This is a genomic window from Archangium minus (assembly GCF_044360475.1).
Classification (GTDB): domain Bacteria; phylum Myxococcota; class Myxococcia; order Myxococcales; family Myxococcaceae; genus Archangium; species Archangium minus.
In genome coordinates this window covers 9,628,527-9,643,992 of record NZ_CP043494.1, presented here as the reverse complement: position 1 = coordinate 9,643,992, position 15,466 = coordinate 9,628,527, and the positions used below count along the sequence as shown (strand labels likewise).

The following is a 15,466-nucleotide window of genomic DNA, read 5'->3' as shown; positions in this document are numbered from 1 at the left end:
TGCCGACCGGAGGATCTACCGTGGACCTTGCTTCCCGACGTCGTGTCCGCCGTATGAGTTCTGCTCCTCGTGGGGTGTCGCTCATCGAGGGAATGGTCGCCTCCGTGGTGTTCCTCATCGGCCTGGTGGGGGTGTTCCAGGGAATCATGGTGGCCAGCGAGCAGAACGCGATGGCCAACCAGGTCAACCGTGCCTCCGGTATCGCCTCCCAGGTTCGTCTGGCGCTGGATTCGCTGGGCCATGACCGGGTGATTGGCGTGCCGGCGGGTGTCGGGGGCCTGCTCTCGGGCGAGTGCAACCCGGGCGCGGACGTGCAGGCGCTCGCCGGAGGGTTGGAGAACCTGAATCCAGGCTCGGAGAAGTGGCGCGTGCGGTGCATCTTCGATCTCGACGCGTACGAGCAGAACGTGGCGCCCAGCGCCAGGCTGCTGCCGGGCTATTTGGGTGAAGATGCATACCGCTTCCGTCGCGTGCTGGTGTGGGTGTCGCGGGTGGATGAGGTCTCCGAGGTCCGTATCGATGAGGTGGCGGTCGTCGTGTCGTGGCGGGAGATGGGTCGGCGGCGCTTCGTGCGTCAGTTCGTTGGCTTCTACGACGCGAGCTCCTTCGGCAACGCGACCAACATCGAAATCTGAGTGGTCTTCATGCCCCGTTCGAACTCCCCCCAGCCTCACGTACCGCGCGGCTTCACCCTGATTGAACTGCTGGTGGGCGCGGTTGCCACCAGTATCATCCTCTTTGGCGTGGCCTTCACCGTCGCGGCGGTGCAGGGCTCGTATCAGGCCGAGTCGCGCATCAAGGTGGCGGTGGAAGGGGTGCGCACGGCGACCACCTTCATTGAGCAGCGGCTGCGTCTGGCCGGCTACGGAGTGGATCCGCGCTTCGCGTTCGACTTCGACCCCGCCCCGCTGCCCAACAACAACAAGACCAACGAGGTCCTCTCCTTTGGGGCCGGTGTCCCGGTGTCCGTGACGGATGATCTGGCCTTCCGTTACCGGGATCCCTCGTGGTTGCGCCGGGGCACCTATACCGCGGAGGGCCTGCTGACGCTCGAGGATGACGACACCTTCGGCATGGACTTCCGCGAGGGTCAGCGCTTCATCGTCTCGTGCGTGGGCGGGCGTGACTACCTGATGCTGCGGGTGCTCGACGGCGGTTTGCCGAAAGGCGCCAAGAACTCCAACAACTTCGAGGTGGACGCTCGTTTCTCCTCTGTGGGAGCGGATGCCGGGTGTCTGACCCGGGCGGGGACCCAGGCCCCCTACATCATGCTGATGCACGAGGTGCGCATCCGCGTCATGGACATGGGGGGCCGGCCGTTCCTGATGGCCTTCCAGGGGATCGACGAGCTGGACGAGGCCACCGCCGTCCCGCTGGCCGCGGATGTGGAGTCGTTCCAGGTGGCCTATGTGATGAACCGCCCGCCGCCGGCCGGAGCCCCCGCTGGGGTCCAGGCTGTGGACAGCGGCTCTGTGCCCGTGAACTGGGTGCTGGGTGACGTGGGCAGCGTGGACTTGGAGCGCATCCCCGACCCGAACGCCGTTCCGGCTCCCTTGTACGAGACCCCCTACGACGACGCGGCACGCTACAACAAGCATCCCGCGAACATCCGGGCCGTGCGCGTGACCATCAGCGTGCGCTCGACGCGCCCTGAATCCAGCGGTCGCCGTGCCTTCCCTCGCGTGGACCTGGAGGACTCGGATGAGGACGAAGACTCCGAGGCTCAATCGGACGGCTATTACCGGACCAACATGACCACGACGGTGCGCGTGCCGAACCTGATGTCGCGCTCCGCCTTCAATCCTGAGGTGGGCACCTCGCCCGCCGACAACGCGTGGGGAGGCTGACCCATCATGAAGCTGCCGAGGACCCGGGTCCCCCGAGGCAACGCCCTGCTGCTCACCGTCATCGCCATTGCCGTGCTGATGGTGCTGGTGGGAGGAGCCATCCAGTTCACCAACCGTAACCGTGAGGCGTCCGCCGAGAAGCTGCGCGGTGATCGCGTCAACGTCTGCGCGGAGGCGGCACGCCGCCACCTGCTGTCTCGCCTGTCACTGTTCCAGGCCACGGGTTCGCTGCAGATCCTCGACACGCGGCTCATCGATGATCCGGACCCGGACGCGCGCTCGCGCATGACGACCGGGCACTACGGTAACGATACGGCTGTTGCCACGGTGAAGACCGTGGATGCAGTGACGATGGGAGCCGCGGGCCGTCAGGCCCGTGACATGGCGAATGCCGCTCCCAGCTCCGCCACCCTGGGCGGGCAGTACTACCGGGTGGTGGTCAAGTGCGAGGAGTCCTCGGGTGGCGGTCGCGAGTCCGAGGTGGAGTTCCTCTTCCGTTATGGCCTGTGAGGGAAGGCGCCATGTTCCGCAAGCTGACGTTATGTCTCGTTGCCCTGCTGGTGGTGGTGCTCCGGGCGGATACCGCGGTCGCCATTGATCAGGCGGCCTGCTGTCTGCCAACCACCTCCCGGTTGGATTCGTTGATGAACCCGACGCAGGGCGGAGACGAGAAGTTCTTCTCCCGCCCGGGCGGGCCCCCCAACATCCTCTTCATCATCGACACGTCGGGGTCGATGCATGCCTGGCCGATGACCTGGCCGAGCACGAAGGGGTGCTCGTACGACCCGATCAACAACCTGGGCTACAACAAGGACGAGACGTACCCGCGTCTGTGGACGGGTCTCAAGACCCAGTCCGACGACTGGTTCGCCACGAGCAAGTACTACGACGCGCCCGCGAGCGGTTACGGCTACAACTTCAAGAATCCCCCGGTTGCCAGCTCGTGGACGAACACGACGGATGCGTGCAGCGCCATGCCCAAGGCGGACCGGCCGCTTTGCCAGCAGTGCCTCGATACCGAGGGCTACTACGTTCAGAGCAGTTCGGTCCGGCGGGTGAAGGGCAACTTCCTCAACTTCTACGCGCCGCGTGACTCCGGTGCCGTGAAGGTGATGGCCGACGTCATCCGCGACCTGCGCGAGGTTCGCTTCGGTGTGATGGCGTTCCAGACCTCCAACACGAATGCGTGCTGGGGCAAGAAGTCGAACAACGGCGCCCAGTGCCTCTGCATGTCCCAGAGCGTTGGACCCACGTGCGACAAGTCCTACCCGCTGGATACCAGCTCGGTGGAGAACAACCGCAACAGCGTCCTCAACATGCTCACCAACGGGGATACGGGCAAGGGGCTCGCGTGGGATGCGTGCAACACCCCGCTCGCGGATGCGCTCTACGCGGCGGGTTACTACTTCCAGTCCAAGGATTCACCCACGCCCTACACCACCCTGTTCGGTGCCTCCCACAAGACGCCGTCGAACAAGAATAATGACTTCGCGAACACGGACGGCATCTGCTTCGAGTGCGGGTTCAACGCCATCATCCTGCTGACGGACGGCGAGCCCTACGACGAGGGCAAGGTGATTGACCTGCCTTCCGCCATCAAGAACGACACTACGCAGTGCGAGGGCTGCAACACCTCCAGCCATCTGCACAAGGTGGCCAAGTTCCTGTGGCAGAACGACCTGCGCGCCGACAAGGAGGGCGTGCAGAGCGTGGCCACGTACACCATCGGTTTCTCCGAGGACGTGTACTCCAGCAAGCTGCTGCAGGAGACGGCGCGGCTGGGCGGTGGCGAGTTCTTCCCGGCCCGGAGCACCAGCGAGCTCAAGCAGGCCATCCTGGACATCCTGGACAACATCAACGCCCGCAACAACGCCTTCTCCTCGGCGGCCGTGAACAGCCTGCAGTCGCAGACCTCGTCGCAGCTGGCGGTTGTTCCGCGCATGTTCCCCACGCGCAACAAGGGCTGGTTGGGCAAGCTCTACCGCTACGAGCAGTTCAACGAGTTCGTCCTGGATGAGGACAGGAACGGCGACAAGGACCTCGAGGACGTCTTCCTGACCGACAAGGACGGGAGCGTGGTCGCGGAGGACGAGGACGGCGTGTTCCGCAAGGTGACGGGCTTCAGCGACTCGTCGGGCGGCAAGACGCAGTTTGGTGACGTCGCCGAGCCGTACTGGGAAGCGGGCGAGCGGATCGAGAAAGACGGGCACGTCGACCGGCAGATCTTCACGGTGACCGACAACGGCAAGGTGAAGGGCGGGAAGGATGGGCTGCTCAATCAGGATGACGCGCTCGTCCGGTTCGACCTCAAGAACCTCGATGAGCTCCGCCAGTACCTGGGCGTGAGCGGGGCGCCGCTGTGCCCCACCGGCTCCGGTGTCAACTACAAGCCGGGCTACATCCTGGACAAGATGGAGTACACCCCCGCGAAGGCCTCGGAGCTGTTGAACGCCCGGTCTGGGGCGGGCTCGGTGCTCGCGCCCAACCCGGTGACCCAGGCCGAGTTCGACCGGCTGTGCGCGGCGCTGGTCATCCAGTACGTGCGCGGTCAGGACCTGTTCGACGAGGACAAGGATGATTCGCGCTGGGACACCCGGCCGTCCGCGCTGGGCGACATCTTCCACTCGTCGCCCGTGGTGGTGAGCCCGCCGGTGGACAAGTTCCTGTGTGACCTGGGCGTGAGCACCCAGTGCGTGCGGACGCTCTATGCCAACTCGAAGCAGCTCGGCATGCCGGCCACGGAGTTCGTGCCCGAGAACCTCACCATCCCCTCGTCATGCAAGCCGGGCGCGCCCTTGAAGGCGGCGGACGGCTACGACTACTACCACTACAAGCAGGGCATGCGAGAGCGGCTCATCCTCGTGGGCGCCAATGACGGCATGCTGCACGCCTTCAGCGATGGGGTCGGCTCGCAGGACGAGGCGTCGTGCAACATCTCGTACGATCCGGCGTCGGAGGAGGGTGGCAAGGAAGTGTGGGCCTTCATTCCGTCGGACCTGCTGCCGCGGCTGCAGGATCTGCTGCAGGGCCACGCCTACTACGTCGACGGTGACATCATGGTCCGCGACATCTGGGCGGACGAGAACAACGACGGCAAGAAGTCCGCCAACGAGTTCCACACCGTGGCGGTGGTGGCCGAGGGCCGGGGTGGTACGCACTACTTCGCCCTGGATCTGCAGTGGACTCCGGACGCGAAGCCGCGGGCGGTGGCTCCCAAGTTCCGCTGGATGTTCCCGCAGCCGTGCACGGACGAGGCGCAGCGCTTCGGCAAGACGCTCTTCAGCCTCAGCCCCAAGGCGCCCCCCATTGGTCCCGTCCTGATGTCGGCGGGTCAGTCCAATGGCCTGGCGCGGGATCCGTCGGATCCGGACAAGTACAGCGCCGAGCGCTGGGTGGCGATGCTGTCCGGTGGCTGGTCTCCCGCCGGGGAGAAGGGCCGCGGCATCTACATGGTGGACGTGTGGAACGGCAAGGTGGACAGCCGTCGCGACAACCTGCTGTGGAAGTGGGAGTACTCTCCGCCGGGCAAGGCCCCGAATGAGGCCCACAAGCCGCGCGAGTACATGAAGTACGGCTTCGTGGCTCCGGTAGCCATGGCGGACTACGGCGCCAACGACAAGCCGCGTCTGGACGGTTTCTTCGACACCGCGGTGGTGGGTGACCTGGGTGGCCAGCTCTGGACGCTGCGCTTCCACGAGCCGGGCGTCATCGACAGCACGGGTCTGGTGACCAACTGGAGCGGTGCGCGCTCCTTCTCGATGGACCGGCAGGATGTGGCTCCCTCCGAGGAGGAGGACATCAACCGGCGCTCGCCCTTCTACTACATGACCGCACTGGGTCTGCAGACGGACACGAACGCCCTGCGCGCCTTCGTGGGCTCGGGCAACCGCTACTCGCTGCTGGATGATGGGGTGGGCACCTGCCGCTTCGACAACCCGCAGGCGTGCTCCAAGCTCGGGTGCTCTCAGACGCTGGTCAACTACAAGATGACGCGCGGTACCTCCGAGTACCAGCAGATGACCAACGAGTGGGCCGACGGCATCTACAAGAGCACGAAGTTCACGCCGTGGAACGACACCTCGGCCTCGTTCAACTACTGCGGCCCGCAGAGCAACCCGTCCTTCATCAAGGCCACGTACGAGAATCGCGACGTGAAGGCCTGCCCCAAGCTCACCGGTGGCAAGGCCGACTACGAGTTCGCCCACACCAGCGTGGAGTGCGGTCAGTACGCGTTGAACGTCTTCGATTGCCGCGTGAAGACGGCGGGCAACACGCTGAACATGGGCGATGTGGACCTCAAGCAGCCGGCGGCCACGGACTCCTCGATTGGTAAGAACCGCTTCTTCGGCGTCTGGGTCTACGGTGGCTCCGAGGACCGCATCTTCGACGAGGATCCCGGCAAGTTCTCATCCAAGCTGGCCGCCAGTTTCGACGAGAAGCGGCTGACGGATACCGGTGGCGCGAACGGCTCGGGCGACCTGCGCAACGTAACGGAGGTCACCTGCAAGGCCGACGGCACCTGCACGTGCGAGAGCGGTAGCACGACGTGTGACTCGGCGAGGCCGTTGGCTCGCTCGGAGGACGCGGGTTGGTTCTACGAGTACGACGGGCTGGAGCACAAGACGGCCAGCGGTTCGTCGCTGCTGGCGAGCTGCACGATGTGGAACTCCATGCACGCGACCTCCGTCACGCCGCCGAGCAACGGCAAGAAGTCCGTGGCCTGCTCCGGCTCCTACGCGAGCAAGGCCCGCCTCTTCCAGGCGGACTTCATCTCCGGTGCGCCCAACTGCGCGGCGGGCCTCGCGGATCAGGGCCTGTTCGCGCGCTACCAGGAGCGTGACGTGATCGCGCCGCCGCCCGATGTCTCCACGTCCATCCAGGTGTCGAAGACGGGCAGGGTGAAGTACAGCACCATCTTCCTGGAGGCCGGGCCCAACCGGGAGCAGGCCTCCCAGACGCAGGTGGCGTCCGGCACCGACGTGCTGCAGTACATCTACGAGCTGCCTGTCTCGCGCGGTCTGCATGCCTGCCGCCATGACCAGGCGCACGGTAAGGAGTCCTGCGTCGCCTCGGACATGTAGGCAGGGTTCGACGCGGTGACTCCGGGGCCCGTCCTCGCCAGGTGGCGGTGACGGGCCCCGTCGTTTTTAATCAGAGGGCGGGCAGGCAGGCTCCTGACATCTTCCCGTGGTGCGGGCGATGCCGTAGCCTGCGTCCCCCATGTCCCGGCGCGGTCCGTTCGCCCTCTGCCTTCTTCTCCTCGGTGCCTGCCAGCGGACGTCCGCTCCGGCTGTGCCCGACGCGGGCTCCCCCGTGGCCGCTTCGGCGCCCGCGCCCGCCGCCGTCCCCGTGCCTGAGCCGATTCCCACGTGCCGGGCCGCGGGGGCTGCTCCGCTCGACGCGGCGCTGGACTACCTTGATAACGGCAAGTTCCCGGAGGCCCTCTCCTGTGCCGCTCAGGCCTCCGCCTTGGAGCCGGACTCGGCCGCCGCCCACTCGGCCCGGGGCGAGGCACTGGCTGCCCTCAACCGCACGGCGGAGGCGCAGGTGGCCTATGCCCGGGCGCTCGCCATTGATCCCGGCCACCCGGATGCGCTGCTCGGCGCGGCCCACCTCTACGCGGTGCAGCTGCCCTCCAGCCGCGAGTACGACGAGCTGGGCGCGCTCTATGCCGAGCGCGGGCTCTCCCAGGCCGATGTATCGCCGGAGTCATTGCCCCGCTTCGCCCTGGTCTCAGCCATGGCGCTCAATGATCTGGGACAGGCCAGCGAGGCGCTCCAGCGCGCGCAGCTCGTCCTGGCGCGAGAGCCCCAGAACCATGAGGCTGCCTACGAGAAGGCCCTGGCCCTCTTCGAGCTGTGCCGCTTTGCCGAGGCCAGGTCGGCCTTCAGTGGCCTGGTGAACGACAAGGAGCGCGGGGCGCACGCGCACTACCACCTCGGCCTGCTGCTGGAGCGCGAGGGCAAGTGGAAGCAGGCGCAGACGCACTTCGACAAGGCGCGCGCCCTCTCGCCAGAGGACTTTCCCGTACCTCCCACTCCCTCGCAGGAAGAGTTCCGCGCGGAGGTGGCCCGTGCGGTGTCGGCCCTCCCCGAGGACATGCGCAAGGATCTCTCCGGTGTGCTGGTGCGCGCAGAGGAGCTGCCTGCAGACGAGGATCTCCTCTCCGGTGAGCCGCCCCTGTCTCCCGCCATCCTCGGCCTCTTCCGTGGCCCGCCGCTGGGTGAGCCCTGCGACGGCATGGAGACGCCCTGCCGCTCGGTGGCGCTGTACCGCCTCAACCTTGCCCGCGCGGTGCGCTCCCGGGAGGAGCTGCGGGAGCAAATCCGGGTGACGCTGCTCCACGAAGTGGGGCACCTGCGGGGCGAGGACGATCAGGAGCTGGCCGCCCGGGGCCTGGAGTGACACGATTTATGGCCCGTCCAACATCTCTTCCCATCGCCCGAGTGAGCCTCAAGGGGGCCAAGGCCCTGCGCCGGGGCCACCCCTGGCTGTACCGCACCGAACTGGTGGAGCTGCCCGACACGCAGGATCGCGGCGCCGTGGTGTCGGTGGTGGACCCGCAGGGCAACCCCGTAGGCCAGGCCTTCTACGCGCAGCGCTCGCCGCTGGCGCTGCGGCTGTTGACGCGCAAGAGCCCCACCGAGGAGAAGGTGGACGAGGCATGGCTGCGCCATCGCCTGGAGCTCTCCCTCGCGAGGCGTGCGCCGTTGAAACAGCGCGACGGCTTGCGTCTGGTGCACGGCGAGGCGGATCTCCTGCCTGGCCTCTTCGTGGATCGCTACGGCTCAGGCCTGTCGCTGCAGACGCTCTCCGAGGGCATGGACGTGCGCAAGGAGTGGGTGGCGCGCACCCTGGCCGAGCTCACGGGAGCCACCCATGTGGTGTGCCGCGACGATGCCTCCGGCCGCGATTTCGAGGGCCTGACGCGCGAGGTGCGGCTGCTGCACGGCGAGGGCGAGGCCCGCTTCAGCTACCACGAGGGGGAGAACCTCTTCGAGGTGGACCTGCTGGGCGACATGAAGACGGGCGCCTTCCTGGATCAGGTGGACAACCACCTGCGCGCCGCCGAGCTGGCCCGGGGCGAGGCGTTGGATCTCTTCAGCTACCACGGGGGCTTCGCGCTGGCGCTGAGCCGGAGCTGTGACTCGGTGCTGGCGGTGGAGCAGGACGCCAAGGCCGCCGAGCGCGCCCGGGCGAACGCTGAGCGCAACGGGCGCACCCACGTCACGGTGGAGAACGCCAACGCCTTCGACGTGCTGCGCCGCTTCTCCGAGTCCGGTCGCCGCTTCGACACGGTGGTGGTGGATCCGCCGGGGCTGGCCAAGCGGCGCGAGGGCCTGGCCACCGCCCTGCGCGCCTACCACGAGCTCAACCTGCGCGCCCTCAAGTGCCTGCGTCCCGAGGGCCTGCTCGTCACCTGCTCATGCTCCGGCAAGCTCTCGCGAGACGCCTTCGAGGAGATGGTGCTCTCGGCCGCCGCGGACGCGAAGCGGCCGGTGCAGATCCTCGAGCGCCGGGGCGCGGGGTTGGATCACCCGGTGCTCGGTGGCCTGACGGAGACCGAGTACCTCAAGGCGTTCTTCGTCCGCGTCCTGTAGTCCCGGTGGGGTGGGGGCTCAGACCCCCAGCTCCTCGCGCAGCCGCTTCACCTGCTTGAAGTACTCGGTGCGGGGGAAGGGGACGTTGAGGATGTGGAAGTCCTTCTTGGACAGGCCCACGCTGCCGAAGCAGTAGTTGCTGTCGGACATGTTGCGGCACAGCACCAGGTAGGCGCTGCCGGTGCAGTTCTCGCTCTGCACGCAGTAGGCGCACTGGTGGCACTGCTTGCAGTCCACGCAGTGCGAGCAGTTGTTGCACAGCTCGCAGCGGGTGCAGTGGGTGCACTGGTAGCAGCTATCGCAGTCCTTACAGAACATGCAGTTGGCGCACCGCTCGCAGCCCTCGCACGCGTAGGAGCCGGGGTTGCCCGGATCTGCCGTGTAGAGCTTGGCGAGCCGCTGGTACTGCTCGAGGAACTCGCGCTTGCCCATGCCGGCCACCTGTTGGCGCGCCTGGGCCTCCTGCTCGAGCACATCCGGTGCGTTCCCCCGCGACCCTCTGTCCTTCACCACGGATGCTCCTTTCCTTGATGATCCGCGCCACCGGGGGCGCGGTCCAACCGTGCCAGCCCCTCGAGGTCGATGTCACGCGCCACGCGGCGCACCTCCACGGTGCCCGGGTACCCTCGACTGCTCACCGCGACCACGTACCGGTTGCCTACCAGCAGGCTGGCCTCGGCCTGTCCTGTAGACGCGTCGTAGCGTACGAAGCCCACCGCCTCTTTGTCCTTCCAGAAGATGGGGGCGGTGGGATCGTTCTGGGCCCGGTCCCGACCCTCCTCGGCCGCGGCGCGGATGGCCTGCCCCAGCTTTTGCCCCAGGGTGGTGTCCACGATGCGCACCTTCACTTCCCGCTCCTCACCGAGAGTGAAGCTGCGCTCGGCTTCGCTGACGGACACGTCGCCATAGCGGCCAGTGGAGCCCCCGTCCGCGGCGCGTGTGAGGCCCTCCATCTTCTCCGGGAGAAAGCGCCGCAAGTCCTCGAAATGCATGCAGGGGAAGGGGGCCTGGGTGTCCGCGGAGGCACGCTCCGAGACGCCCGGTGTCTTCTTTCCACCATCGGTGCAGGCGGAGCTCGCGACGAGCGCGAGGAGAATGAGCCGCCGCGGAAAAGAATAGTCGCGCACGGGGGAATCAAAGGGTATCCCCGAGCCGCGCGCAATGGACCTTTCGAAGCTCAACCCCCCGCAGCGCGAAGCCGTGCTCACCACCGAGGGCCCCCTCCTGGTGCTGGCGGGCGCAGGAAGCGGGAAGACCCGTGTCATCACCAACCGTATCGTCCACCTGCTCGATAAGCGGCCGGGTGGGCTGCTGGCCCGCAACATCCTGGCGGTGACCTTCACCAACAAGGCCGCCACGGAGATGAAGGAGCGCCTGGTCCACATGGCCGGGCCTCGGGCCCAGAACGTGCTGGTGTGCACCTTCCATGCCTTCGGCGCGGAGATGCTCCGCGAGGACATCTACCGGCTGGGCTGGCCCAAGAAGTTCACCATCGCGGATCAGGGCGATCAGGTGGCCATCATCCGGCGGGCCATGCGGGAGCGGCGCATTGATGATCGCTCCTTTGATCCTCGCAAGGTGCTCAACCTCATCTCCAAGGCGAAGAACGCCGGCAAGACGCCCGAGCCGCTCGGGGAGGGGATGGGGGACGACTACGATCTCATCGCCCACATGGTCTACGAGTCCTACCAGCTCGCCCTCAAGGCGCAGGGCTCGGTGGACTTCGATGATCTGCTGATCCTCCCGTCGCGGCTGCTGCGGGAGCACGAGGACCTGCGGCAGAAGTACACCCAGCGCTTCCGCTACCTCCTGGTGGACGAGTTCCAGGACACCAACCAGGCCCAGTTGGATCTGCTGAAGCTGCTGGCCAGCGGAGAGACGCGCAACGTGTGCGTGGTGGGCGACGATGACCAGTGCATCTACAGCTGGCGCGGCGCCGAGGTGCGCAACATCCTGAGCTTCGACCAGTACTTCCCTGGGGCGAAGGAGGTGCGGCTGGAGCAGAACTACCGCTCCACCCAGGTGGTGCTGGACGCGGCCAACGCCGTCATCGCGAAGAACCCCGAGCGCAAGGCCAAGCAGATGTGGTCCGAGCGCAAGGGCGGCCCGCTCATCAAGGTGGTGACAGCCCCCACCGAGGAGGAGGAGGCCCGGTACGTGGCCCACGAGATCGCCAAGCTCGTGGCCGGAGGCATCCCCCCGGATGAGATCTCCATCCTCTACCGCGTCAACGGCCAGTCTCGTCCCATCGAGGAGATGCTGCGCGAGAAGAACATCCGCTACGAGGTGGTGTCGGGCAGCGAGTTCTTCGATCGGCGCGAGGTGAAGGACGTCATCGCCTACTTCAAGCTGATCGCCAACCCTCGGGACGAGACGGCGCTCTTGCGCATCATCAACGTGCCGGCGCGGGGCATCGGCGACGTCACCATGGAGCGGCTGGTGGCGCACGCGCGGCGCGACAGCGTGTCGCTGTGGGGCGCCATGGAGCGCGCCGAGGGGTACGAGGACCTGCCAAAGGGCGCGGCCGAGAAGGTGAAGGAGTTCCTCCAGCTCGTGGAGCGCTACCGGCAGTCGTACGAGCACGGCAACCTGGCGGCGACGACGCGCAAGCTGCTGGAGGAGATCGGTTACAAGGACGACGCCAAGTCCCTCACCACCTCGCAGGCGAGCGCGGACCGGAAGCTCAAGTCCATCGACCAGGTGATCAACTCCCTGGAGGCCTTCGAGAAGCGCGAGGGCCCCAAGGCCAGCCTTCTGACCTATCTGAACCGGCTCAGCCTCGACACCCGCCAGGAGGAAGAAGAGGTACCTGGCGGGCAGAAGGCGGTCACCCTGATGACCCTCCATGCCTCCAAGGGCCTGGAGTACCGGGTGGTCTTCTTCATCGGTATGGAGGAGGAGCTGATGCCCCACAAGGGCATGCAGGGCGAGGCGCAGAACCTCGAGGAGGAGCGCCGGCTCTGCTACGTGGGGATTACCCGGGCCAAGGAGGTCCTCTACCTCACCCGGTCCGCGATGCGGGTGAAGCGGGGGAAAGAGGTGCCTCGGACCCCCTCGCGCTTCCTGGAGGACATCCCCCCGGAGCTGGTGGAGCTGGTGGACCTGGACGCCCCCCGCAAGGGCCCGCCTACCACGGAGGAGAAGAACTTCTTCGCCAACCTCAAGGAGCGCTTCAAGGCCAAGGCGGCCGCGCCCCAGGGAGCAGGCGGGGGAGCGACCCCTCCTTCCCCGACTGTTGGGGGGACGGCGGGAGCGGGGCCAGCCCCCACCGGAACGGCGGGTGGGGCACGCTGAACGCAGTGTGACCTTGACTTGCCTCCCGCCCGCCTCTAAGACGGTCGGCCTTTCCGGGACAGCTTGGAAGTTCTCAGGGTGGACCCGTGGTTGCTACGGCTACAGGCGCTACACGCGCCAACCATGCTTTTGGAGTTCAAACAATGTCGCAGAGGACCTACAGCGCCAAGCCGGCGGACATCAAGCGCGACTGGCACATCATCGACGTGAACGGGAAGGTGCTGGGCCGCGCTGCCAGCCAGATCGCCACGCTGCTCAAGGGCAAGCACAAGGCGATGTACACCCCGTCTATCGACACGGGTGACCACGTCATCGTCATCAACGCCGACAAGGTGCGCGTGACGGGTACGAAGGAGCAGGACAAGATGTACTACCGGCACCCGCGCGCGGGTTTCCCGGGTGCCCTGAAGATCACCAACCTCGAGAAGCTGCGTCAGCGGCACCCTGAGGACATCATCATCAACGCCGTGCGCCGGATGCTGCCGCGCAACGCGCTCGGCCGCCAGATGATGACCAAGCTCAAGGTCTACGCCGGTGACACCCACCCGCACGCCGCCCAGAAGCCGGTCGCGCGCGAGGTCGAGGCGTAAGCGCTCCTTCCTTCCCCACTTTCCGCACCTTTAGAGAAGAGACGACATGGCTACCGCCACCGAGAAGGGTTTTTATGGCACCGGCCGCCGCAAGGAGGCCACCGCGCGCGTGTGGATCCGCCCGGGCACCGGCGTTGTGATTGTCAACGGCCGCGACATCAACGTGTACTTCGGCCGTGAGACGTCGAAGATGATCCTCAACCAGCCCCTGGACGTCCTCGAGCAGAAGGGCAAGATCGACATCGAGGTCAACGTTCGCGGCGGCGGTCTGAGTGGTCAGGCCGGCGCGATCCGCCACGGTCTGTCCCGTGCGCTGTGCAACTACAACCCGGACTTCCGCCCCGCGCTGAAGAAGGCCGGCTTCCTCACCCGCGATGCCCGCGCCGTCGAGCGTAAGAAGTACGGCCAGCCGGGCGCGCGTCGTCGGTTCCAGTTCTCCAAGCGCTAAGCCGGCTTTCCGGTTTCGCTGGAGTACCCGCACGGCGGGGGTCCTTTCGGGGGCCTCCGCCGTTGTGTTTTGCGGGCCAGGGCAGGCGATCGAGCCTCGTCCCGGGGGGCCCCCTCGTCGGATCCGTTCGACGTGCTAGCATCCAACGGTATCCATGGAACTCAACGAGATCCTCCAGATTGCGCTCCGCGGCGGTGCCTCCGACATCCACCTCAAGGCGGGTTTGCCGCCCATGTTCCGTGTCGACGGCTCGCTGGTGCCGCTGAAGGACGGCAAGCGCCTCCCTCCCGAGGAGGTGGCTCGCATGGTCTTCGGCATCATGAACGAGTTCCAGAAGGAGAAGTTCAAGCAGAGCAACGAGGTGGACCTGGCCTATGGCGTGCCCGGGCTGGGGCGTTTTCGCGTCAACGTGTTCCAGCAGCGCGGCACCATTGGCGCAGTGATGCGTGTCATCCCCACCAAGGTGATGGCCATCAAGGAACTGATGCTGCCGCCCATCCTGGAGAAGATCTGCCTGGACGAGCGCGGCCTCATCCTCGTCACCGGTACGACGGGCTCGGGTAAGTCCACCACGCTCGCGGCGATGATCGATCACATCAACGCCACGGAGACGAACCACATCATGACGATTGAGGATCCGATCGAGTTCCTCATCCGTGACAAGCGCTCCATCGTGAACCAGCGCGAGGTGGGCGTGGACACGATGTCGTTCGCCCAGGCGCTCAAGAGCGCGCTGCGCCAGGATCCGGACGTCATCCTCGTGGGCGAAATGCGAGACCACGAGACGATCGAAACGGCGCTCGCGGCGGCGGAGACGGGCCACCTGGTGATGTCCACGCTGCACACGCTGGACGCCACGGAGACCATCAACCGCATCGTCTCGGCATTCCCTCCGTACCAGCAGAAGCAGGTGCGCATCCAACTGGCGAGCGTGCTCAAGGCCGTGGTGAGCCAGCGCCTGATTCCGCGTGCGGACGGCAAGGGCCGAGTGGCCGCGGTGGAAGTGCTGCGCTGCACGGCGCGCGTGAAGGAGCTCATCGAGGACAAGGACCGGACGAAGGAGATTCCGGACGCGATTTCCCAGGGCTTCGACACCTACGGGATGCAGACCTTCGACCAGTCGCTGATGTCGCTGGTGAGACAGGGGCTCGTCACCTATGAGGAGGCCCACCGGCAGGCCACCAACCCGGACGACTTCGCGCTGCGCTTCTCCGGCATCAGCGCCACGTCGGACTCGAAGTGGGACAACTTCGATGCGGGGGGAGCCAAGCCTGTGCCGGGCTCGGCCAACTTCGGCCAGCAGAACCAGCAGCCCCAGCCCGCGGCGACGCCGGCGCGTCCGGCACCTGCTCCCGCTGCGGCGGCCCGTCCTGCGGCTCCGTCCTCGGTGCCCCGTCCGGGGGTGCCCGCTGTCCCCAACCCCTCTCGCGCGGGGGTTCCGGCAGTAGGCGCGGCGGCCCGTCCCTCGGCTCCAGCTCTGGCGCCGGCCCCGGCCCCCAAGGCACCAGCGCCGGCACCGGCCGACGACGACTTCCAGATCGAGCGCTTCTAAGCGAAGTATCCCAGGGTTCCCGGACCTGCTGTGTATGTCCCCTCTCCCTCTGGGAGAGGGCTAGGGTGAGGGTATTTCCCCGCGCTGTGAGCCCGAACACCAGGCGTCACTCTGCAATCCTTGCGGCGCGGGTG

12 protein-coding genes are annotated in these 15,466 nt (G+C 66.7%); 10 read left to right on the top strand and 2 right to left on the bottom strand.

Going from position 1 to position 15,466, the window contains the following annotated elements; all coding sequences use genetic code 11:
* Positions 1 to 53: 53 nt before the first annotated feature.
* From F0U60_RS39345 to F0U60_RS39320, 6 genes are all read left to right on the top strand, one after another.
* A complete protein-coding gene (locus F0U60_RS39345) occupies positions 54 to 635 on the top strand; it encodes a prepilin cleavage protein (RefSeq protein ID WP_395807461.1) in 582 nt (193 codons plus the stop codon).
* Between the two features lie 9 nt (positions 636 to 644).
* Entirely contained in the window at positions 645 to 1,847 is a 1,203-nt protein-coding gene (locus tag F0U60_RS39340; RefSeq protein WP_395807459.1) for a PilW family protein, read from the top strand.
* A 6-nt stretch (positions 1,848 to 1,853) separates the two neighbouring features.
* On the top strand, positions 1,854 to 2,357 hold the full coding sequence (locus tag F0U60_RS39335) for a hypothetical protein (protein WP_395807457.1): 504 nt from the start codon (positions 1,854 to 1,856) through the stop codon (positions 2,355 to 2,357).
* 11 nt (positions 2,358 to 2,368) lie between these two features.
* On the top strand, positions 2,369 to 6,928 hold the full coding sequence (locus tag F0U60_RS39330) for a PilC/PilY family type IV pilus protein (RefSeq protein WP_395807455.1): 4,560 nt from the start codon (positions 2,369 to 2,371) through the stop codon (positions 6,926 to 6,928).
* A 139-nt stretch (positions 6,929 to 7,067) separates the two neighbouring features.
* A complete protein-coding gene (locus tag F0U60_RS39325; RefSeq protein ID WP_395807453.1) occupies positions 7,068 to 8,252 on the top strand; it encodes a metallopeptidase family protein in 1,185 nt (394 codons plus the stop codon).
* Positions 8,253 to 8,260: 8 nt separating this feature from the next.
* Positions 8,261 to 9,448, top strand: a complete 1,188-nt coding sequence (locus F0U60_RS39320) for a class I SAM-dependent rRNA methyltransferase (RefSeq protein WP_395807451.1) — start codon at positions 8,261 to 8,263, stop codon at positions 9,446 to 9,448.
* A gap of 18 nt (positions 9,449 to 9,466) precedes the next feature.
* Here the strand turns inward: F0U60_RS39320 and F0U60_RS39315 are convergent, their stop codons facing one another.
* Positions 9,467 to 9,961: a caib/baif family protein gene (locus F0U60_RS39315; RefSeq protein WP_395807449.1), complete on the bottom strand. Its 495-nt coding sequence runs from the start codon at positions 9,959 to 9,961 to the stop codon at positions 9,467 to 9,469.
* Positions 9,955 to 10,575: a hypothetical protein gene (locus F0U60_RS39310; protein WP_395807447.1), complete on the bottom strand. Its 621-nt coding sequence runs from the start codon at positions 10,573 to 10,575 to the stop codon at positions 9,955 to 9,957. The genes F0U60_RS39315 and F0U60_RS39310 overlap by 7 nt, the downstream gene beginning before the upstream one ends.
* Before the next feature lie 34 nt (positions 10,576 to 10,609).
* Between F0U60_RS39310 and F0U60_RS39305 the strand changes: the two genes are divergently transcribed.
* The 4 genes from F0U60_RS39305 (at position 10,610) to F0U60_RS39290 (ending at position 15,332) form a co-directional block, all read left to right on the top strand.
* Positions 10,610 to 12,742, top strand: coding sequence for an ATP-dependent helicase (locus F0U60_RS39305; protein WP_395807445.1), 2,133 nt, complete (start codon positions 10,610 to 10,612; stop codon positions 12,740 to 12,742).
* Positions 12,743 to 12,885: 143 nt separating this feature from the next.
* A complete protein-coding gene (gene rplM / locus F0U60_RS39300; protein ID WP_203406788.1) occupies positions 12,886 to 13,332 on the top strand; it encodes a 50S ribosomal protein L13 in 447 nt (148 codons plus the stop codon).
* 46 nt (positions 13,333 to 13,378) lie between these two features.
* Entirely contained in the window at positions 13,379 to 13,780 is a 402-nt protein-coding gene (gene rpsI / locus F0U60_RS39295) for a 30S ribosomal protein S9 (protein ID WP_203406787.1), read from the top strand.
* A 154-nt stretch (positions 13,781 to 13,934) separates the two neighbouring features.
* A complete protein-coding gene (locus F0U60_RS39290; protein WP_395807442.1) occupies positions 13,935 to 15,332 on the top strand; it encodes a type IV pilus twitching motility protein PilT in 1,398 nt (465 codons plus the stop codon).
* The last annotated feature ends 134 nt before the right edge of the window (positions 15,333 to 15,466 follow it).

What these genes read in the sequence shown, in the direction of transcription:
- F0U60_RS39330 (WP_395807455.1), top strand. Translation starts at nt 2,369, where the DNA reads ATGTTCCGCAAGCTGACGTTATGTCTCGTTGCCCTGCTGGTGGTGGTG.
- F0U60_RS39340 (WP_395807459.1), top strand. Translation starts at nt 645, where the DNA reads ATGCCCCGTTCGAACTCCCCCCAGCCTCACGTACCGCGCGGCTTCACC.
- F0U60_RS39290 (WP_395807442.1), top strand. Translation starts at nt 13,935, where the DNA reads ATGGAACTCAACGAGATCCTCCAGATTGCGCTCCGCGGCGGTGCCTCC.
- F0U60_RS39345 (WP_395807461.1), top strand. Translation starts at nt 54, where the DNA reads ATGAGTTCTGCTCCTCGTGGGGTGTCGCTCATCGAGGGAATGGTCGCC.
- rplM (WP_203406788.1), top strand. Translation starts at nt 12,886, where the DNA reads ATGTCGCAGAGGACCTACAGCGCCAAGCCGGCGGACATCAAGCGCGAC.
- rpsI (WP_203406787.1), top strand. Translation starts at nt 13,379, where the DNA reads ATGGCTACCGCCACCGAGAAGGGTTTTTATGGCACCGGCCGCCGCAAG.
- F0U60_RS39305 (WP_395807445.1), top strand. Translation starts at nt 10,610, where the DNA reads ATGGACCTTTCGAAGCTCAACCCCCCGCAGCGCGAAGCCGTGCTCACC.
- F0U60_RS39335 (WP_395807457.1), top strand. Translation starts at nt 1,854, where the DNA reads ATGAAGCTGCCGAGGACCCGGGTCCCCCGAGGCAACGCCCTGCTGCTC.
- F0U60_RS39325 (WP_395807453.1), top strand. Translation starts at nt 7,068, where the DNA reads ATGTCCCGGCGCGGTCCGTTCGCCCTCTGCCTTCTTCTCCTCGGTGCC.
- F0U60_RS39320 (WP_395807451.1), top strand. Translation starts at nt 8,261, where the DNA reads ATGGCCCGTCCAACATCTCTTCCCATCGCCCGAGTGAGCCTCAAGGGG.